At 46.6% G+C, this 20,885-nt stretch carries 20 protein-coding genes; all 20 read left to right on the top strand.

Annotation, left to right across the window (positions count from 1 at the left end):
* Positions 1 to 16 precede the first annotated feature (16 nt).
* The 20 genes from atpA to V7R88_RS09220 all read left to right on the top strand — a co-directional run bounded on the left by atpA (position 17) and on the right by V7R88_RS09220 (position 20,821).
* A complete protein-coding gene (gene atpA, locus V7R88_RS09315; protein ID WP_054398641.1) occupies positions 17 to 1,537 on the top strand; it encodes a F0F1 ATP synthase subunit alpha in 1,521 nt (506 codons plus the stop codon).
* A gap of 29 nt (positions 1,538 to 1,566) precedes the next feature.
* Positions 1,567 to 2,511 carry a F0F1 ATP synthase subunit gamma gene (locus V7R88_RS09310; protein WP_053566798.1) on the top strand — a complete coding sequence of 315 codons (945 nt, stop codon included), beginning with the start codon at positions 1,567 to 1,569 and terminating at the stop codon, positions 2,509 to 2,511.
* Between the two features lie 24 nt (positions 2,512 to 2,535).
* Positions 2,536 to 3,939 carry a F0F1 ATP synthase subunit beta gene (gene atpD, locus V7R88_RS09305; protein WP_003641443.1) on the top strand — a complete coding sequence of 468 codons (1,404 nt, stop codon included), beginning with the start codon at positions 2,536 to 2,538 and terminating at the stop codon, positions 3,937 to 3,939.
* An 11-nt stretch (positions 3,940 to 3,950) separates the two neighbouring features.
* Positions 3,951 to 4,379: a F0F1 ATP synthase subunit epsilon gene (locus V7R88_RS09300; RefSeq protein WP_054398639.1), complete on the top strand. Its 429-nt coding sequence runs from the start codon at positions 3,951 to 3,953 to the stop codon at positions 4,377 to 4,379.
* Positions 4,380 to 5,035: 656 nt separating this feature from the next.
* On the top strand, positions 5,036 to 6,352 hold the full coding sequence (gene murA, locus V7R88_RS09295) for a UDP-N-acetylglucosamine 1-carboxyvinyltransferase (protein WP_054398638.1): 1,317 nt from the start codon (positions 5,036 to 5,038) through the stop codon (positions 6,350 to 6,352).
* A gap of 107 nt (positions 6,353 to 6,459) precedes the next feature.
* Positions 6,460 to 7,014 carry a GNAT family N-acetyltransferase gene (locus tag V7R88_RS09290; RefSeq protein ID WP_226319626.1) on the top strand — a complete coding sequence of 185 codons (555 nt, stop codon included), beginning with the start codon at positions 6,460 to 6,462 and terminating at the stop codon, positions 7,012 to 7,014.
* Between the two features lie 123 nt (positions 7,015 to 7,137).
* Positions 7,138 to 8,139 (top strand): rod shape-determining protein, encoded by a 1,002-nt coding sequence (locus V7R88_RS09285; RefSeq protein ID WP_226319625.1) that lies wholly within the window; start codon positions 7,138 to 7,140, stop codon positions 8,137 to 8,139.
* Positions 8,140 to 8,145: 6 nt separating this feature from the next.
* A complete protein-coding gene (yidD, locus tag V7R88_RS09280) occupies positions 8,146 to 8,418 on the top strand; it encodes a membrane protein insertion efficiency factor YidD (protein WP_054398633.1) in 273 nt (90 codons plus the stop codon).
* On the top strand, positions 8,402 to 8,629 hold the full coding sequence (locus V7R88_RS09275) for a DUF2969 domain-containing protein (protein ID WP_338816167.1): 228 nt from the start codon (positions 8,402 to 8,404) through the stop codon (positions 8,627 to 8,629). The genes yidD and V7R88_RS09275 overlap by 17 nt, the downstream gene beginning before the upstream one ends.
* Before the next feature lie 147 nt (positions 8,630 to 8,776).
* Positions 8,777 to 9,982 carry an FtsW/RodA/SpoVE family cell cycle protein gene (locus tag V7R88_RS09270; protein WP_057717335.1) on the top strand — a complete coding sequence of 402 codons (1,206 nt, stop codon included), beginning with the start codon at positions 8,777 to 8,779 and terminating at the stop codon, positions 9,980 to 9,982.
* A gap of 30 nt (positions 9,983 to 10,012) precedes the next feature.
* Positions 10,013 to 10,309, top strand: coding sequence for a glycine cleavage system protein H (locus tag V7R88_RS09265; protein ID WP_054398628.1), 297 nt, complete (start codon positions 10,013 to 10,015; stop codon positions 10,307 to 10,309).
* A 367-nt stretch (positions 10,310 to 10,676) separates the two neighbouring features.
* The gene (locus V7R88_RS09260) at positions 10,677 to 11,708 is read left to right on the top strand and encodes a methionine ABC transporter ATP-binding protein (RefSeq protein WP_054398626.1); all 1,032 of its coding nucleotides are present in this window, start codon (positions 10,677 to 10,679) and stop codon (positions 11,706 to 11,708) included.
* Positions 11,701 to 12,393, top strand: coding sequence for a methionine ABC transporter permease (locus tag V7R88_RS09255; RefSeq protein WP_003641453.1), 693 nt, complete (start codon positions 11,701 to 11,703; stop codon positions 12,391 to 12,393). The genes V7R88_RS09260 and V7R88_RS09255 overlap by 8 nt, the downstream gene beginning before the upstream one ends.
* A 25-nt stretch (positions 12,394 to 12,418) precedes the next feature.
* Complete coding sequence (locus V7R88_RS09250) at positions 12,419 to 13,246, top strand: MetQ/NlpA family ABC transporter substrate-binding protein (RefSeq protein ID WP_054398624.1); 828 nt, start codon at positions 12,419 to 12,421, stop codon at positions 13,244 to 13,246.
* Positions 13,247 to 13,484: 238 nt separating this feature from the next.
* Positions 13,485 to 14,402, top strand: a complete 918-nt coding sequence (locus tag V7R88_RS09245; RefSeq protein WP_054398621.1) for an L-lactate dehydrogenase — start codon at positions 13,485 to 13,487, stop codon at positions 14,400 to 14,402.
* Between the two features lie 198 nt (positions 14,403 to 14,600).
* On the top strand, positions 14,601 to 15,575 hold the full coding sequence (locus tag V7R88_RS09240) for a DUF2785 domain-containing protein (RefSeq protein WP_054398619.1): 975 nt from the start codon (positions 14,601 to 14,603) through the stop codon (positions 15,573 to 15,575).
* Between the two features lie 21 nt (positions 15,576 to 15,596).
* Complete coding sequence (locus V7R88_RS09235) at positions 15,597 to 16,625, top strand: zinc-binding alcohol dehydrogenase family protein (protein WP_054398617.1); 1,029 nt, start codon at positions 15,597 to 15,599, stop codon at positions 16,623 to 16,625.
* Between the two features lie 101 nt (positions 16,626 to 16,726).
* Positions 16,727 to 17,839 (top strand): D-alanine--D-alanine ligase family protein, encoded by a 1,113-nt coding sequence (locus V7R88_RS09230; RefSeq protein WP_054398615.1) that lies wholly within the window; start codon positions 16,727 to 16,729, stop codon positions 17,837 to 17,839.
* 76 nt (positions 17,840 to 17,915) lie between these two features.
* Positions 17,916 to 19,475, top strand: coding sequence for a glycerophosphodiester phosphodiesterase (locus tag V7R88_RS09225; protein ID WP_226319624.1), 1,560 nt, complete (start codon positions 17,916 to 17,918; stop codon positions 19,473 to 19,475).
* A 449-nt stretch (positions 19,476 to 19,924) separates the two neighbouring features.
* Complete coding sequence (locus tag V7R88_RS09220) at positions 19,925 to 20,821, top strand: helix-turn-helix transcriptional regulator (RefSeq protein WP_054398612.1); 897 nt, start codon at positions 19,925 to 19,927, stop codon at positions 20,819 to 20,821.
* The last annotated feature ends 64 nt before the right edge of the window (positions 20,822 to 20,885 follow it).

The following is a 20,885-nucleotide window of genomic DNA, read 5'->3' as shown; positions in this document are numbered from 1 at the left end:
AAGAGGTGAAACTTTTATGAGCATTAAATCTGAAGAAATCAGTGCTCTAATCAAACAACAATTAGAAAGTTATCAAACTGAGCTCTCAGTTGCTGAAACCGGTACTGTCACCTACGTTGGTGATGGGATCGCCCGTGCTCACGGACTCGACAACGCCTTACAAGGTGAATTACTCGAATTCAGTAACGGAGTTTACGGGATGGTACAAAACCTCGAAAGCAACGATGTTGGTATCGTTGTTTTAGGGGATTTTGATGGTATTCGTGAAGGCGATACTGTTAAGCGGACTGGCCGCATCATGGAAGTTCCAGTCGGTGACGCCATGATTGGCCGGGTCGTTAACCCGTTAGGCCAACCAGTTGACGGTTTAGGTGAGATTAAGACCACGAATACGCGGCCAATCGAACATAAAGCTCCTGGGATTATGCAACGGCAATCAGTTAGCGAACCACTTCAAACTGGGATCAAGGCCATTGATGCCTTAGTTCCAATTGGTCGGGGCCAACGTGAATTGATTATCGGTGACCGTAAGACTGGGAAGACGTCCGTTGCCATTGATGCCATTTTGAACCAAAAGGACCAAGACATGATTTGTGTCTACGTTGCTATTGGTCAAAAGGACTCAACTGTACGGGCCCAAGTTGAAACGTTGAAGAAGTTAGGTGCGATGGATTACACGATCGTTGTAACTGCCGGGCCTGCTGAACCAGCGCCATTACTGTACTTAGCGCCTTATGCTGGGGCAGCGATGGGTGAAGAATTTATGATGAACGGCAAGCACGTTTTGATCGTCTATGATGACCTTTCAAAACAAGCAACGGCTTACCGTGAACTTTCCTTGATCCTCCGTCGTCCTCCAGGTCGTGAAGCTTATCCTGGGGATGTCTTCTACTTGCACTCACGGTTACTCGAACGGGCAGCTAAGTTGAGTGATGAATTGGGTGGCGGTTCAATGACGGCCTTACCAATTATCGAAACGCAAGCTGGGGATATTTCGGCTTATATTCCAACTAACGTTATTTCCATCACCGATGGGCAAATCTTCTTGGATAGTGATTCATTCTATTCAGGTGTGCGGCCAGCGATCGATGCCGGGGCCTCTGTTTCCCGGGTTGGTGGGGATGCGCAAATTAAAGCGATGAAGTCCGTTGCCGGGACCTTGCGTCTGGACTTGGCTTCTTATCGTGAATTGGAATCCTTCTCACAATTCGGTTCTGACTTGGATGCTGCAACCCAAGCGAAATTAAATCGTGGGCAACGGATCGTTGAAGTCTTAAAACAACCTGTTCATTCACCATTGAAGGTCGAAGAACAAGTAATGATTTTATATGCTTTGACCAACGGTTATTTGGATAAAGTGGCAGTTGATGATATTGCCCGTTACCAAAGTGAATTGTTTGAATTTATTCATGCGAGTCATCAGGACCTCTTTGATACGATTTTGGCAACTAAGAAGTTACCAGAAGCTGATAAGATGAATAGTGCCTTAGATGCCTTTGCAGAACAATTCCAGCCAACCGCTGCCGCTGCGAAGTAGTTATGGCTGAAAAGGATGGTGAGTAGTGCATGGCAGAATCATTAATGGATGTCAAGCGCCGAATTGACTCAACAAAGAAGACTCATCAAATTACGTCGGCAATGCAAATGGTCTCAACTTCAAAATTGAACCAGATTCAAAAGCATACCAGCACGTATCAGGTGTACGCTTCTAAAGTTGAAAGCATCGTTTCACATCTTGCCAAAGCTCATCTGATGTCAGCAAGTGCCGGTGTTGCTAACAGTAATTCGAATACGATTTCAGTTAGTGAATTGCTCGCGCAACGCCCCGTTAAAAAGACTGGTTTATTGGTGATTACTTCTGACCGTGGCCTCGTTGGTAGTTACAACAGTAACGTGTTGAAACAGACTAACGATTTCATGCGGACGCACAAGATTGATGCCGATAACGCAGTCGTTTTGGCGGTTGGTGGCACTGGTGCGGATTTCTATAAAAAGAACGGGTTAAACGTGGCTTATGAGTACCGCGGCGTCTCTGATGTCCCAACTTTTAAAGAAGTTCGTGAAATCGTTAAGACAGTCACATCAATGTACCACAACGAAGTCTTTGATGAACTCTACGTCTTCTACAACCACTTTATTAATCGGCTCTCTTCTGGTTTTCGGGCCGTTAAGATGTTACCGATCTCCGAAGAGACCTTTGAACAAAGTGAGTCAGATAATCGTAAAGCCAAGGATAGCCGGGTAGATGTCGGTCCCGAGTATGAAATGGAACCGTCAGAAGAAGCCATTTTGTCGGCCGTGTTGCCACAATATGCTGAAAGCTTGGTTTATGGTGCAATCTTGGATGCCAAGACTGCTGAACATGCTTCGTCGTCAACCGCGATGAAGGCTGCATCAGATAACGCTGGCGATTTAATCGATAAATTAAATCTGAAATATAACCGCGCACGTCAAGCTGCTATTACCACTGAAATCACTGAAATCACTGGTGGTTTGGTTGCGCAAGAATAACGAAGTGGGAGGAATTAACGACTAATGAGTACAGGTAAAGTTGTACAAGTTATTGGACCCGTTGTTGACGTTGAATTCTCTCTAAACGATAAGTTACCCGATATTAATAACGCCTTGATCATTCAGAAGGACAACGATGACACTTTAACGGTGGAAGTATCGTTGGAATTAGGTGATGGGGTTGTTCGGACCGTCGCGATGGATGGTACGGATGGCTTGCGCCGGGGAATGACAGTCGAAGACACTGGTTCTTCAATTACTGTTCCCGTTGGTAAAGAGACGTTAGGCCGGGTCTTCAACGTTTTAGGGGAAACCATTGATGGTGGTCCAGAATTCGGTCCAGACGCAGAACGTAACCCGATTCATCGGGATGCGCCTAAATATGATGAATTAACAACCAGTACGGAAGTATTGGAAACTGGGATTAAAGTTATCGATCTCTTAGCACCTTATGTTCGTGGGGGTAAGATTGGGTTGTTCGGTGGTGCCGGTGTTGGTAAAACTGTTTTAATCCAGGAATTAATTCATAACATTGCCCAAGAACATAACGGGATTTCCGTGTTTACCGGTGTTGGTGAACGGACGCGTGAAGGGAATGACCTTTACTTTGAAATGAAGGCTTCCGGCGTTTTGAAGAATACCGCCATGGTTTATGGTCAAATGAACGAACCACCTGGTGCCCGGATGCGGGTGGCCTTGACCGGTTTAACGATTGCGGAATACTTCCGTGATGTTCAAGGCCAAGACGTGTTGTTGTTCATCGATAACATCTTCCGGTTCACGCAAGCTGGTTCTGAAGTTTCCGCCTTACTTGGTCGGATTCCTTCAGCCGTTGGTTACCAACCAACCTTAGCCACTGAAATGGGTCAATTACAAGAACGGATCACTTCTACCAAGAAGGGGTCAGTTACTTCGATTCAAGCCGTTTATGTGCCTGCCGATGATTATACCGACCCGGCACCTGCAACGACTTTCGCCCATTTGGATGCGACGACCAACTTGGAACGTTCTTTGACGGAACAAGGGATCTACCCAGCCGTTGACCCATTAGCTTCTTCTTCAATCGCTCTGGACCCATCAATCGTGGGCGAAGAACATTATCAAGTTGCAACGGAAGTTCAACGGGTCTTGCAACGTTACCGTGAATTGCAAGATATCATCTCGATTTTAGGGATGGACGAATTATCTGACGAAGAAAAGACGACCGTTGCACGTGCACGGCGGATTCAATTCTTCTTGTCACAAAACTTCTTCGTTGCCGAAAACTTTACGGGCCAACCTGGTTCGTATGTGCCAATCAATGATACCATCAAGGGCTTCAAAGAAATTCTTGAAGGTAAATATGATGACCTACCAGAAGACGCATTCCGTCAAGTTGGTAAGATCGACGACGTGGTCGAAAAAGCGAAATCGATGGTAACTGATTAGGAGGGGTTTACATGGCTGACAATGCAAAATCATTAACCGTTAGCATCGTAACTCCAGACGGTCAGGTCTATGAGAATAAGACGCCAATGTTGATCGTGCGAACGATTGACGGCGAACTCGGAATTTTGCCGAACCACATTCCGGTGATTGCGTCACTTGCAATCGATGAGGTTCGGATCAAGCAACTTGAGAGTGATCAGGAAGATGACGAAATTGCCGTTAACGGCGGTTTTGTTGAGTTCAGCGATAATACAGCAACGATTGTTGCCGATAGTGCTGAACGTCAGAATGACATTGATGTTGCCCGAGCTGAAAATGCACGGAAACGCGCTGAAACCCGGATTCAAGATGCCCAACAAAAGCATGATGATGCTGAGTTGGCGCGGGCCCAAGTCGCTCTGCGGCGTGCCATGAACCGGTTGAACGTTGCCCGGCATTAACAACTTAAAATTCTGAAAAGCATCTGCAATTATTTGCGGGTGCTTTTTTTTGCCCTCAAGCCAATATCAAGGCGCAAGTTTACGGCAAACTTAACCATTTTAATGAGCCACCCTTACCCGCAATGTTATCCACAGTGACGGGCGGATAGAGGCGGTCGCGGTCCGACTTTTTCTAATCGGTTGAGCGTATTAGGGGCGTTGCACTAAGTTGAATGTTAGAATGCATCTTATAGTGGTATTACAACAAAGAAAACGATTACGATTAAACGGTGTTGCTGGTTAAGCGAGCCACGCTTTGTCAACAAATTGGGCGACGAACTTCTAATTAGTTAACTAATCATAAGTATTTAATATTTGTGTTGAAATTGTAACGAAAATGTAAAATGTAATATTTATCCCCTGGTGTTCTATGGTATGATGATTAGGAACCGATTTGAACCTGCGCGCTGTTGTTGGCGAGTTTGATGGTTGAGCTGGTGTTTGGATTGCATACCGTGTATGACCGACTTGATCGGTATCGCGGTGAACAGTGGAATTTGGGCAGGTGCGCGGCATCTGATTCAATCACGTCCTTTTAATTAAGTGTGCTTTTTACGCAATCCGAAATCTCACGTAACTTGTTTATTGATTATCGTTTAGTGATGGAGGGTTTATCCATGGAGGAAATTGTAGTTCATGGCGGTCAACGTTTGACAGGAAATGTCCATATTGAGGGCGCTAAAAATGCCGTGTTACCGATTTTAGCTGCAAGCTTGTTGGCTAGTTCGGGACAGACACATTTATCAAATGTACCAGTGTTATCAGACGTCTTCACAATGAATAACGTCTTAAAGTTTTTGAATGCTAAAATTGATTTTGATGAAATTAATAAAACCATCGATATTGACGCTAGTCGTCAATTATCATCGGAAGCACCGTTTCAATACGTGTCCAAGATGCGTGCGTCAATTGTGGTCATGGGACCATTATTAGCGCGGTTAGGTCATGCAAAGGTCGCCATGCCAGGTGGCTGTGCGATTGGCTCACGGCCCATTGACCTACACTTGAAAGGCTTGAACGCCCTTGGTGCTGAAATCGAACGCCACGACGGGTACGTTGAAGCGACTGCGAACCAGTTACACGGAGCGGCTATTTACTTAGATTTTCCAAGTGTTGGGGCAACGCAGAATATCATGATGGCGGCAACACTTGCAGATGGCATCACGACGATGGAAAACGTTGCGCGTGAACCTGAAATCGTTGATTTAGCGAACTATTTGAATCAAATGGGTGCTAAGGTCACTGGGGCCGGTACTGAAACGATCCGCATTGAAGGCGTCAAAGCGATGCACGGTTGTGACCATAGCATCGTTCAGGATCGGATCGAAGCCGGGACGTTCATGGTCGCCGCTGCGGTGACCCAGGGGAACGTCTTGGTCGAAGATGCCATTGCCGAACATAATAAGCCATTGATTTCGAAGATGCGTGAGATGGGCGTCACGGTAACAGAAGAACCGGCTGGTATTCGGGTCATTGGTCCAGAAACCTTGAAGCCAACTTCCGTTAAAACGATGCCTCATCCGGGTTTCCCAACGGATATGCAACCACAAATGACAATTTTGCAGTTGTGTGCGCAAGGCACCAGTTTATTAACTGAAACGGTTTTTGAGAATCGCTTCATGCATCTTGATGAGTTACGGCGAATGAACGCCGACTTCAAAGTTGAAGGTCGCTCCGTCATTATGTATGGTCCCACTGACTTTAACGGGGCCCAGGTCACTGCGACCGATCTTCGGGCTGCTGCCGCGTTAGTAATCGCGGGACTGGTCAGTCGGGGCTACACCGAAGTGACTAATTTGAAGTACCTTGATCGCGGCTACTTTAACTTCCATGGTAAGCTGGCTAAATTAGGTGCTGAGATCAAACGCGTGGACGTTCCAGATGGTACCGTTTATGCGTTGAACCCTGATTTTGCGAACGAAGCTGCCGAATAAATCGAAATAATTGCTTACAAAACCTTCAAAGTGCGATAAACTCGTTTTTGAAGGCTTTTTTGTGGCGAAGCGGGATAACCCGGCGCCAACATTCAGGAGGACAGCTTATGTTTATTAATATTATCGACAAACACATTTCATTGAAACCAACTGAAGTGGCTGACGCGGAGCCGCTTTTCGACTTAGTTGATCATAATCGCGATCATTTGAAGTCATGGATGCCGTGGGTTGATGCGACGGCGACCGTGCAAGACGAGCGTCATTTTATCGAATCAATGTTGACCAAGCAGGCACATGGACAGGTGTTTATCACCACCATCATTGTCGATGGCGAAGTCGCTGGGATGCTCGACTTGCATAATATTAGTGTCATTAATCACAACGGTGAGATTGGCTACTGGCTCGGCCAAAAGTATACTGGTCGGGGGGGCATGACTAAGGCGCTCGAACGATTGGAAGAAATTGCCTTTACGGAACTTGACCTGCACAAGGTCATCTTGGGTGCAGACGTTGCGAATAAAGCTAGCCGGGCAGTTGCAGAGCGGCGCCAATATCATTTGGACGCGACCCTGCCAGAAAATATTCTGTTGAATGGTCAGTATCGTGACGAAGCCATCTATTCGTTGACAGTCGATGAATGGTCGAAACGGCAAGATGATTAGCTCGCACCGATTGGTTGCTAGTGGCAAGTAGACGGGCGACTAGTACAGCCGTCAGTTCTCATCAACTGTAGAGTATGGTATAATGATTAGTCGTATAATTGTATGTTTGAGAGGAGCAAAAACATGGCTTTAGATATTGGTATTGACTTAGGTACTGCCAATGTTTTAATTTACGTATCGGGTAAGGGCATCGTCCTTAACGAACCATCCGTGGTCGCTATCGATACGAACACGAATCAAGTGTTGGCAGTCGGGTCCGAAGCCTACCAAATGGTTGGAAAGACGCCTAGTAACATTCGGGCAATTCGACCATTAAAAGACGGAGTAATTTCGGATTTTGATGTCACCGAAGAAATGCTATCCTATTTTATTAAAAAATTAAATGTCCGTGGGATTATGTCACGGCCAAGTATTATGATCTGTACCCCAACGAACACCACTGAGATTGAACGTAAAGCAATCTTACAAGCTGCCGAAAAATCTGGCGGTAATAAGGTTTACCTGGAAGTTGAACCCAAGGTGGCGGCCATTGGTGCGGGGATGGATATTTTCCAACCACGTGGGAACATGGTCATTGACATCGGTGGTGGGACCAGTGATATTGCTGTGCTCTCATTGGGCGATATTGTCGCAAGCAGTTCATTACGAATGGCCGGCGACCGGATGAACCAAGACATTGTGAACTACGTCAAAGATCAACATCACTTGTTGATCGGTGAACGCAGTGCGGAACAAGTCAAGATTCAAATCGCACAAGTCTTCAAGCAGGACAGCGACGATGATAAGGTGACCCAAGTTCGCGGTCGGGATACCGTGACGGGGATGCCACGCTCAATCGACATTGACTCCAATCAAGTTGAAGAAGCTATTCACGAAACGTTGATGCAAATCGTCAGCACGGCCCATCACGTGATGGAAACCTTACCACCAGAAATTGCGGCCGATATTATCGACCGTGGGATTACGTTAACCGGTGGGGGCGCGTTGTTGAGTGGGCTTGATCAATTGATCAGCGAAAACTTAAAGGTGCCCGTAATGGTTGCCGAACACCCATTGAATAATGTTGCTCAGGGTGCTGGTATTTTGCTTGAACATATGCAGAAAACTGCTAAGAACAAGAAATAAATTAAGATGCGACGGTTATTAATGAAAGGCATCCGCTTTTATCAGCGGGCCTTTTCTGCGTTTAGTCCGGCTCATTGTCGCTACTATCCAACCTGTTCTAATTACACGTTGGAAGCGATCGACCGGTTTGGTGCAGTTAAGGGTATTCTAATGGGAATTGCACGTATCTTACGCTGTCAGCCGTTAGTTAAGGGTGGCTTTGATCCGGTGCCCGCCCATTTTTCATTGCGTCGTAATCCGCAATATAAGGAGGAAGACCACCGTGGCAAGAAAAGATAAGGTGATTTCGGTCACTTTAAACGAAACGAAGGTCAACGGTCAACCAGTTACCGAAGTTCTGATCGGTAAACAAGTGATTGGCCAGGTGACTCAAGTTGGTGAACGATTTGAAGCTGAAATGGTCAGTGACAACCAACCATTTGCGCATACCAAATCTTTTGATGAGAGTCTGCAAGAGATCTTGTCGGCCTACCATCTACACAAAGGCTAATTTTTAGTAAACCTTCAACCTGGTTCCGAGAATTCGGCACCAGGTTGTTGTATAATGAAAACTATCTTAAAGTACAAAATGATATTGTGAATAGGGTTGGTCTACCGGGTGCGGTGGGCTAATTCCAACAGGTTAGGAGCGTTATTTGTGGCAGAAGAATCTAGACTCCGCAGTCAAGACGAGGATTCAAGAATTGACTGGGGTATCATATTTTCAGTGATGATGCTAGGACTCATCGGGCTGGCGTCGATTTACGTCGCCGCAGTGCACGATTCTAGTTCAGTGAACGTCACGAAGCAGGTGATTTCTCAAGTCATGTGGTTCGTGATTGGGACCGCGATTGCCGTAATTGTGATGCAGTTTGACTCAGAACAGTTATGGCGAGTGGCACCGATTGCCTATTGGTTTGGGATCTTCCTGCTAGCGGCCGTCCTAGTCCTCTACAGTAGATCGCTGTATGAGAGTACTGGGGCCAAAAGTTGGTTTGCGGTCGGTTCCTTGACGTTGCAACCGTCTGAAGTCATGAAGCCCGCCTTTATCTTGATGCTTGGGCGGGTCGTGACGATGCATAACACGGAGCACCCGACGCACACGATGGCGAGCGATTGGCAACTCATTGGGAAGTTAATTGCATACATGGTGCCAGTTGCCATCCTTTTGAAGTTACAAAATGACTTTGGGACGATGCTGGTGTTCTTCGCGATTCTCGGGGGCGTTATCTTAGTTTCCGGGATCTCGTGGCGATTGTTGGCACCAACGTTCACTATTGTGGCGGCGATTGCGGGGACCGCGTTATACCTCGTGATCTCACAGAGCGGTCGCCATATTTTGGAAGCTATCGGTTTTAAGCAGTACCAATTTGCCCGGATCGATACGTGGTTGAATCCGTCGACGGATACGTCTAACAATGCCTATCAAGTTTGGCAGAGTATGAAGGCGATTGGCTCTGGTCAGATTACCGGGCGGGGTTTTAACGTTTCTCACGTGACTGTTCCGGTGCGAGAATCCGATATGATTTTCTCAGTAATCGGTGAAAACTTTGGCTTTATCGGTTGTGCCGTGGTTATTTTATTGTATTTCTTATTGATTTACCAGATGATCCGAGTGACGTTTGATACGAAGAACGAATTCTACGCTTACATTTCAACCGGGGTCATCATGATGATTCTCTTCCACGTGTTCGAAAATATTGGGATGAGTATCGGACTATTGCCAATGACCGGGATTCCCTTGCCGTTTATTAGTCAAGGGGGTTCGGCGTTGATTGCCAATATGGCCGGGATTGGCTTAATGATGTCGATGCGGTATCATTACAAGTCCTACATGTTCAGTCGTAACGACCGGTTTGAATAGTAAAATTATTGTAAAGGTATGGTGTTTAGTATGAGTGAAGATGCAACTTATTTTTGGACAAAAGATGTTGATGGGCATACGCGGCTAGGTTTGACTAAGGCTGCCCATGAAGCCCTTGGTGAAGTGAAGTATGCTGAATTACCAGCTATCGGCGACAAGGTTAGTCAAAACAGCGCTTTTCTAAGTGTTGAAGCAACTAAGGCCGTTTCTGAATTCAACTGCCCAATTAACGGGACCGTTGTTGCGGTCAACCCAGCGCTGAGTGAGAATTTCGATGCGTTGAACAGCGTTGAAGACGGCGTTGCTTGGTTAATCGATGTGGACTAATTGTCAGGTCTTGACAATTAGAAACAGGCTCGGTATACTCGTTACATTAACAATTGATTAAAAAAGTTATCATTTTGAAAAGATGAGTACGCGGTTACGATTACTTAGAGAGTTCCTAGTTGGTGTAAGGGAATTAATCGTGAAGCTGAAGATGGTCTTGAAGTAATGAAGTTTAGTGAGCACTTGCAAGCTAAGCTTGGGTCGCACCCATTATCATGCGGAGTTCATAGTAACTCTTGAGACAACTGGTGCGAGCTAGTTGTGAAGATGGGTGGTACCACGAGGCTAAGCTTCTCGTCCTATTGATGATTATTGTCATAATTGTCTGGGATGAGGAGCTTTTTTTGATGCGTAAGGAGGAATTGACTTGATTGAATTTAAAGATGTGACGAAAACCTTTGATGCTAAGCAGGGGGCGGTTCACGCCGTTCAAGATGTTAATTTAAAAATCGAAGATGGTCACATTTATGGCATCGTTGGTTATTCAGGTGCTGGTAAGAGTACCTTGGTACGGATGCTGAACGGCTTGGAGACACCCACTAGTGGGTCAGTAGTGATTGATGATGTTAATATCACGACGTTGAGCGGGGCTAAGTTACGCGCTCAACGTCAAAAGATCGGCATGATCTTTCAACATTTTAATCTATTATGGTCACGGACGGTTTTGGAAAATATTATGTTTCCACTTGAAATTGCTGGTCAGTCTAAAGCAGATGCCCGCAAAAAGGCTGAACACTTAGCAGATCTCGTTGGGCTAGCCGGTCGGGAAACGGCTTATCCGTCAGAATTATCAGGTGGTCAGAAGCAACGGGTCGGAATTGCCCGGGCGCTTGCGAATGACCCCCAGATCTTACTTTCAGATGAAGCGACTAGTGCCTTGGATCCGCAGACGACTGATGAAGTGTTGGACCTGTTACTATCGATCAACCAGAAGCTCCATTTGACAATCATATTGATTACGCATGAAATGCACGTGATTCGTAAGATTGCTGACCATGTCGCGGTGATGGAAGCTGGTAAGATCGTGGAACAAGGACCAGTACTTGAAGTCTTCAAACGACCACAGCAGGCTGTGACTAAGCGGTTTGTGAATGAAGAAGTCACGCCGTCACTGAATGACACAACGGTGGTCGTGGATCAACTGCTGGCAAAGTATCCAAAGGGAACTATCGTACAACTGACGTTCCATGGTGATCAAGCCCAGTTACCGATTGTTTCAGAGATGTTGAAGAAGTACCCGTTAGATTTAAATATTATTGAGGGTGGGATCCACCAAACCCAAGAAGGGGCGATTGGCTCGCTGTATATCCAATTAACGGGTGATCAGGAACAGATTAAGGGCGCTCTAGCGTACCTACAAACGATGCGGGTAGAAACGGAGGTCTTGAACCGTGAATGATCAAGGATTAGATTCATATTTTAAATTTGCAAATGTCGATTGGGGTAGCATGATGTCGGCCACGTGGGAAACAATCTGGTTGACGATCGTGTCAATGGTCGTGGTTGCCATCCTCGGAATCGCCTTAGGGCTGTTGCTTTATGAGACGGCCGGAAGTCAGAATCCGTTGGCTAAGGCCTTAAATTGGATCGTAGCGCTGTTCGTGAACGTTTTCCGGTCGATTCCCTTCATTATTTTGATCGTGCTATTATTGCCAGTAACGTCTAAGCTGGTTGGAACGATCATCGGACCACGTGCGGCCTTGCCATCATTGATCATTTCCGCTGCGCCGTTCTATGCGCGGATGGTGGAATTGGCCTTTCACGAATTGGATCACGGGGTGATTGAGGCTGCTGAATCAATGGGTGCGACTCGCTGGCAGATTATTCGGAAAGTGTTATTGCCAGAGAGTATGCCAGCACTAGTTTCCGGGATTACGGTGACGACGATTTCATTAATTGGTTACACCGCGATGGCGGGGGCCATTGGTGCCGGTGGCCTGGGTAACTTGGCCTATCAAGATGGTTTCCAGTCCAATAACAATGCCATCACATTAGTGGCGACGGTAATCATTGTGATCATCGTGTTTATCTTCCAATTCATCGGGGATATCGCGGTTCGGCATATCGATAAACGAGTTAATTAAAGTTCGTATAGGAGGAAACGGAATTATGAAAAAAAAGGGAATTCTAGGGTTATTAGCAGTTGCGGCAACGGCATTCTTATTAGTTGGTTGTGGGAAGTCATCATCAGCGACCAAGACTACGACCATTACAGTGGGTGCTTCTTCAGTGCCACACGCCCAAGTCTTGAAGCACGTCCAACCAGAATTAAAAAAGGAAGGCGTTAACTTGAAGATCAAAGTCTTCCAAGATTACGTCTTACCTAACAAAGCGTTGGCTTCTAAAGAATTAGATGCCAACTACTTCCAACACATCCCATTCTTGGATAACTGGAATAAGGAAAATAATGGTACTTTGGTTTCTGCTGGTAAAGTGCATTTGGAACCGATCGGCGTGTACTCCAAGAAGGTTAAGAGTTTGAAGGACTTAAAGGACGGCGCAACCGTTCTGGTCAGCAGCAACGTGGCTGACTATGGTCGGGTCTTGACGTTGTTCAAGGATGCCGGCTTGATTACCTTGAAGCCGGGAACTAAGTTAACTTCAGCAACTTTCAATGATATCAAGACCAACAAACGTCATTTGAAGTTTAAACATTCATACGAAGCGAAGTTAATGCCAACGTTCTACAAGAACAACGAGGGCGATGCGGTCGTTATTAACGCCAACTACGCGGTTCAAGCTGGGTTGAGTCCTAAGAAGGATGCAATCGCACTTGAAAAGTCAGATTCACCATACGCCAACATTGTGGCCGTTCGTAAGGGCGATAAGAACAAGCCAGCCATTAAGAAGTTAATGAAGGCGCTCCGTTCTAAGAGCACGCAACAATGGATCGAAAAGAAGTACAAGGGTGCTATCTTGCCAGTCTCAGCTGACTAAGCGGGCCTCTTAATAGCATATTGGTTGATTAAGCTAGTTTCAGGGGCGGCCCCTGAAGCTAGCTTTTTTATGAAATGGGCCTCCCGTGGTTTCTTCACGCGTCTGATTAAACGATTTGGCTGAAACAATTAAAAATCACGATTGATTAAAATCTCATGAGACAGCGTCCTGCTTGACTTTGTAGCGGTTGCAAGGTACGCTAACCAAGTTAAATAAACTACAGATTGGAGTTTGCAGCATGCGTAAATATGGTGTGATCGGGTTAGGCCAAGTCGGTGCGACGGTGGCTTATACGTTGGTTCAACAAGGAACCGTTGATGAATTAGTTTTAATCGATAAGAATGAGGCCTTGGCCAAAGCGCAAAAACTCGATTTAGACGACGCTTCACCTCGCCTAAGCTCAACCACTAAGATTATTTTAAATGATTATTCAGCCTTGGCAGATGCCGAAGTGTTGATCGTGGCTTCCGGCAATATTGGGGCCATCGACATGAATAGTTCCAAGGGTCGCTTCGGTGAATATGATTTAAACCAAGCGATCGTCCGGGAGATTGCGCCTAAAATTGTGGCGTCCGGGTTTAAAGGAATTCTAATCGATATTATGAATCCGTGTGACGTTATGACGGATTATTTACAACGAATGACCGGTTTCCCACGGCAACGGGTCTTTGGTACGGGGACCTTCTTAGACACGGCCCGGATGCAAAAGTACGTCGGCCAAGCCGCCGGTACCAATGGTAAAAACGTGGCGGGATACGTTTACGGTGAACATGGCAACTCACAATTTGTCGCCTGGTCAACGGTTAGCATCAATGGGCAGCCTATCAAGGATTTCCCAGGTCTGAACCTCGACCAACTTGAAGAGGATGCACGGCAAGGGGCGTTTGCAGTCATGGCGGGTAAGCATTATACCAACTTTGCGATTGCGACTTGTGGTGTTCGATTGGCAGAAGCTGTCAGCGCGGATGCCCAATTGGCTTGCCCGGTTTCGGCCTTCGACCCACAATATGGGACATACGTGGGCATGCCTGCTGTGATTGGTAAGAACGGCATCGAATCATTAATTCAACTAGATTTGACCACTGACGAACGAGCATCATTATCGGCGTCAGCGAAGTTTATCAAGTCGCAAGTGGATGTCTTGCCGCAAGCATAGGGATGCTTTAAGCGTCGATTGAGATATCTCGTGATGAAACGTGGCCTAATTAAGGGGCCCGGTGCGGATTTGGGCGTTGACTCAAGTTGGTACCGGCATGCTCGTAATTAGGTCACGTTTTATGATTGAATGGTTCTTTTGGGCAGATGGACGTCGACATGCTAAAATAGAAGTTAAATTTGAGATTACGAGGTCATTATGCAAGCAGAGAAATTGATGCAGGTTAAAGATGCAGTGTTGAAGTTAAGACAGCAACTTCGAGCAGGACGAATCTATCAGTCGCTACCCAGTCGGTTGGGAACGTTGATTGAACAGTTACCGAGTACCGTCACAACCACGGTTACGATTCCAAGTGATGAAGAAGTGCTACCGCTGATTGCAACGCTCCATGAGCAGTTGAAAAAGGGCACGTTGACCGCGATGAGCGACGATCAGATCAAGTTGTTGATGGCCCATATTGGCTCGTTGAATCCACTGGTTCGTGATCAAGGTGTCTACTATTTGTTGAACGAGGCGTTACAACAGCAGGTGCTCACACCAGAACAATTGGGCGATATTTTTGATCAGTTGATTCAGGATCAGATGCTATTTGCCCACATCGATGAGCCGCAAAATGATGCTATCTACCAGCGCTCGTTTGCCGTTTTGCTGCTTTCAGTCTTAATGTATGCGGACCATGCGGGCCTTAAGTTTATGACGCCCGCACGGCTGGATCTGGCGGTTGAACAAATTACGGTCTACATTTTACTCGAGAAGGATACCCGGGGCTTTGTGGGCACGACTGGCTGGGCGCACGCGTACACGCACATTGGCAATATCTTGGATGAACTGGCCGATGAGCCACAACTCGCCCGTGCAGATAAATTGTTACTGTTGGCTGCGATGATCGCGCGTTACCAAAGATTGACGACGCCGTTAATTTTCGGTGAACCGGAGCGGCTATCGACTTATCTGACTTTGATTACCAACAAGCATGAGCTCTATTGCGACTATTTGTTAGCCGCGATGAAGGACTGGCATCAACAGTTGATGATGCATACCCGGCCGGCTAGTGAAGCTGAATGGACGCAGATTTTTAATCGCAATCGATTATTGGAAGCATTAGCGTTGCACGATGATCTGCCAACGGCCGTCATTGATTATTTGGATGATGAATTAGAATTTTTAGGTTAGTTTTGGAAGGAAGTCTTTTGAATGCAGGCAAAAGCAGTTGGATTAACGCAAGGATTGCCAGTGAGTGACCCGAATAGTTTACAAGACGTCACCATTGATGTCGAGCAACCACGCGGCCGTGATATTTTAGTGTCCGTCCTGGCGACTGCAGTCAATCCAATCGATACGAAGCAGCGGCAAGGTCAATCACCGGTAACAACGCCGCGCATATTAGGTTTTGATGCCGTTGCTAAGGTTCTGGCAGTCGGTGATGCGGTGACGACGATTATGACTGATGACATCGTTTATTATGCTGGTGCCGTTGATCGGCCGGGGAGTGATGCTCAGTATCAACTGGTGGATGAACGGCTAGTGGCGTGTGCCCCGACAACTTGGTCTCCAGCACAGGCAGCTGGTCTGCCATTAACTACGCTGACGGCTTGGGAAGCCTTGTTTGAAAAGTTACCATTCACTGCTGCGGCTGACGCGAATCTTGGTCAAAGCGTCCTTATCATCAACGGTGCTGGTGGTGTTGGCTCGATGGCGATTCAGCTGGCAAAGTGGGCGGGACTTCAAGTGGTGACGACGACCGGCAAGCCAGCGACCACTGAATGGGTCAAGCAGCTAGGTGCTGACATTGTTTTAGATTATCATCAAGATTTGGGGTCACAATTAGCCGCGGCCGGCTTGGAGTCCGTTGATCATGTGATACTATTACACTCAACGGATCAATACTTGCCATTAGTGACGCCATTAATTCGGCCGCTTGGCACGATTGTTGCCGTGGTGACGAATCAGCAACCCTTACCAATGGCGCTACTCAAGCCGAAGAGTTTGAATTTTGCTTGGGAGTTCATGTTTACCAAGGCCAACTACCAGTTACCAGCGATGGCAACGCAGGGGGTTATTCTGGCACGGGTCGCGCAACTGGCCGACGCCGGGGTGATCGTACCGACGACCAAGCGAACTTTGGCCGGAATTAACGCGGCTAACTTACGAACAGCCCACGAAATTGTGGAAACGGGCCAAATGTTAGGTAAGATTGTCTTGACCGCACCGTTTGATGCGTAAAAGCCCACGTTTTATTGCAAAAATGTTTTCAATTGTGCTCAGATATTGTAGAATTAACTAAGCCGTAGTATGAAATAAACCTTGATAGGATGAACAAAATTATGGAGACACAAAAAAAGATCCATGTTGGTATGTTGTTTGGCGGTAACTCTTCAGAACATGACGTTTCGAAGCGTTCCGCGCACAACATTTATGATGCCATGGACAAGAATAAGTACGAGATTGACTTGTTTTTAATCACGAAGAACGGAATCGTCCTGAGTGATGCTGCAACGCGACGCGTATTTGATGGTGAACCAGAAGATCAAGTCGTCGCTGAAGAAATGCCCAAGTTGGACATGAGTGATCCATTAGCACCCATCAAGAACCTGACACTGGCCAAGGATATTGATATCTTTTACCCAGTGGTTCATGGTAACTTGGGGGAAGACGGTACCTTACAAGGGCTGTTCAAGTTATTGAAGAAGCCGTATGTTGGTAGTGGCGTCTTAGCGTCCGCGGCTAGTTTTGATAAGGACATTACAAAGCAGATTTTAACGCATCATCATATTCAAAACACCAAGTATGTGGTGGTCACACCGGAAAATCGAGAGCAAATGACGTACGCTTATTTGCAAGCCCACGTGGGTGATCATTTATTCATTAAGCCTGCCAATCAGGGGTCATCGATTGGGATCCATAAGGCCGAGAATGAACAAGAATATTTGGATGGCTTGGCTGACGCGTTCAAGTATGACTACAAGATCTTAGTTGAAGAATCAATTGACAATCCGCGTGAAGTGGAATGCTCAATCTTAGGTAATGAAAATCCTAAGGCATCTAAACTTGGGGCCATTGATGTGCCGAAGACGGATACGTTCTACGATTACAATAATAAGTTCGTGGATGCCAGTGGGGTCACGTTCGAATTACCAGTTGAATTACCAGCTGATTTGACGAAACGGATTCAGCAGATGTCATTAGATGCGTTCAAAGCACTTGGTTTAAAGGGAATGGCACGTGTCGACTTCTTAGTTTCTGAAGACGGTGAACCATACTTGGGTGAAATCAATACGTTACCTGGTTTTACTAACATTAGTTTATATCCAAAGTTATGGGAAGTTTCTGGCATTAGTTACACGGCGTTGATCGATCAGTTGATCCAGCTTGGCTTTGATGAATTCAAACGTCAGTCTGGCATTCACTATGATTTCGTCGCGTTGGACGCAGAATAATACCGTAATGAGTTTTGTGGTGGTTGGGATGAAGCGATTCATCACGGCCGCCATTTTTTTGTGAGGAGGGGTCAGGTTGTTAAGTCGCGGATGGGAGCTCGTGACGCAGGATACGCGCCAGCTGGTAGGACCGTTAGCCCACTGGTGGGTGACGGGCATGTTACTAGCAGTATTAGTCAAAGTGCTCGGAATTCAGGTCGGCGGTGTCGTCAGCCTGCTAGGCATGTTGCTTCTGAGCGCTTGGTTACCGGCCATGGTCGCCCGCAGTAATCACGAACGGTGGCAGGCTAGCCAATTTTGGTGCCGCTGGTCGTTGTTGCTGGGGACGGCGCTATGGTGGCTACCACTCGGTTGGTTCGGTTACTTAGCAACGTTACAAGCGAGCCTGCAATTACCGGCGACCGTTCAAAATGTGGTTTTTAATACGCGTTATGATTGGCTTCCGCTGTTGGCACCACTTTGGTTACTGGGCTGGCTAGTTAGCTGGAAGTGGTTACCCGCACTCCAACAACAGTTGTTAGGACCAGCGAGTTGGCACAAGTATTGGCGAACGGGTTGGCGGACTTCTTGGTGGATGGTTGTTAAGCAAAGCCGCAATGTCTGGCTGTTCCTGATTAGCTGGCTTGTCATGGCAATCGTTGGTATTGGCATCGTGTGGGTCAGTGGTACTGTCAGCCAACTACTCAGCCGACTCGTCGCCGTTTGCATGATGATTTGGTTACAGCTGATTGCTTGGTTGGGACTCATGGGCTGGTGGTCGCGTCGTTGGCCGGAAACGGCAATTGTGGCCCGTTCTAACTGGCAAACTGGGGTACTGACAGCGGCCAGTTTGCTAATCTTCGGTGGTTACGCAGGCTGGTGGCTAGGAACGCCACCAGTGGCACCCGTAGCGATTATTGCACATCGGGGTGTAAATGGTCGAGATGGCGTCCAGAATACCACAGAAGCGCTTAGACGGACTGTCAAGCAAGTTCGGCTGGATATGGTCGAGATGGATATTCAATTGACAGCAGATCACCACTGGGTCGTGATGCATGATCCGACGCTGAAAGCCTTGGCGGGTCAACCCGGCCCCGTTCATGAGTACCCCGTCGACAAACTGAGCGGATTACCGCTACGGGAGCATGGTCAGAAAGGCTACTTGAGCACGTTTAAGCAGTACTTTGCAGTGGCGAACAAGTTACAGCAACCGTTATTAGTCGAAATCAAATCGGTCGGAGCTGCTGATCAGCTCATGGGGCCGTTTGCTGACAACTATGCGCAACAGTTGATCCGACAAAAAGGGGCGGTGCACTCCTTGGATTATCGGGTGATTGAGCGCCTGCATCAACGGACGACCCAATTGCCAGTTGGGTTCATAACGCCGTTTTATCTGACAGACTTTTCTGATTCCGTTGCCAGTTTTTATTCACTGCAAGCCCTGACTGCGACCCGTGAACAGATCAGCGCGGCGCATCGGCAGCATCAGGCCGTCTACTTCTGGACCGTTGATCGGCCATTAGCGATGCACCGACTGACGGCTATGGGAGCTGACGGGCTGATTACGAACCGACCAGGACAACTCGGCAAATTACTGGACCAACCGCAGCATTACTATTTTTATCAATTGATAAATTGGCTAGTTAGTTGGTTATAAACTACTGAAAGAAGTATGAGAATCAGTCTTAATTATTAAGTAGTGTCAATCAATTAGTTGAGGGTGTCATGACAATTGATAATGGCCGTTGATAAAGCTAATTCGTTCCCCTTTAAATCGCTTTCAGTAGTTCTCACTTTTAATGAACAAGCTCTTGATTAGGGTGGTTAACGAACTGGAATACTGGATAATTAATAAATGACCTTGGGCCAGTATCATGGTATAAACTTAATATTAAATAAGAATTACGCGTATTTCTTGCTAAAATTCCGTTATGTGAATATAATTATATGCGTGATTGGTATTGTCCAATTGGTTAGTGCTCAATTATTCGAACGTATTAATGAGGATTGATTAGGTGTCACGATACCCTTGTTCATTGAGTGGGGGCAGCAAGGGTAGTTACAAAATGAGTTTGGTTTACGGCAATCAACGAAGAGGGGTTAAACATGAGAATATTAGGTGAAAAAGTGCGGCAGTTCAGAAAGCGGAAGGGCATGTCGCAGAAGGAACTAGCTGATGGGATTTGTACACAGGCAACGATTAGTCTGATTGAAAAAAAGAGTAAAATTCCAAGTATGAAGATTATGATGAAAATCTGTAATCGATTAGGAATTCGTTTGTCAGAAGTCATTATTGAAAATGACGACCAGTTATATCGGACGTTCAAAAAGATTGATACTTTGATTCGACATACACAACTGGAAGAGGCCCAAGAAGTGTTCCAACATATCCGGCCGAAGCAGTTACGGAGTAATACGGATAAGAAGCAGTACTACTACTATGAGGGTTACCTTCAGTTAGTACTCAATGACAATGCTGACGAAGCCATCTTTAACTTTGGGTTGTTGCTCAATCAGTTCGTTAAGTCCAGTCACGATATGTTTGCCATCTTGGCGACACTCGGAACTGGCTTAGCCTATGAACGTAAGCAAGCCTATGATAAGGCTGAGATTTTCGTCAAGCAGGCGGTCGCGACCTTACACACGATGGACGCACAAGCAATGCCAATGGGTGACGACGATTATTTGCAAAACGAAATCTTGATCTACGCTTCGGCTGCACAATTGTATGCTAAGATCAATTTCCCAGAGGAAGCTTTGGAATTGATTGATCTGGCACTTAAGAAAGCGCAGGAAAGTCAGTCCCTTTATTTATTGGACCGCTTGTACGCGCAAAAGGCGGCCAATGAAGTTGTCTTAAACAATGTCCAGTCAGCACATGACCACTATTACGTGGCCTACGCGTTAAGTTTGGTGACCCATAACAATAGTTTGACCGAAAAAATCACGAAAGAAATGGCGGAGTACCACATTGCACCCTTGCAAGTGGCCAACGAAGCTTAGATGACGTGATGGGACAGTTAGCGGTGAATGGCCGCGCTTAGTGGGTGAAAGGGCCCGCTTAAGC

The sequence above is a fragment of the Lactiplantibacillus argentoratensis genome, assembly GCF_037290055.1.
In the GTDB taxonomy this organism is placed as follows: Bacteria; Bacillota; Bacilli; order Lactobacillales; family Lactobacillaceae; genus Lactiplantibacillus; species Lactiplantibacillus plantarum.
Note: the sequence above shows the minus strand (reverse complement) of the source record. Positions and strands in the feature narration are given on the sequence as shown.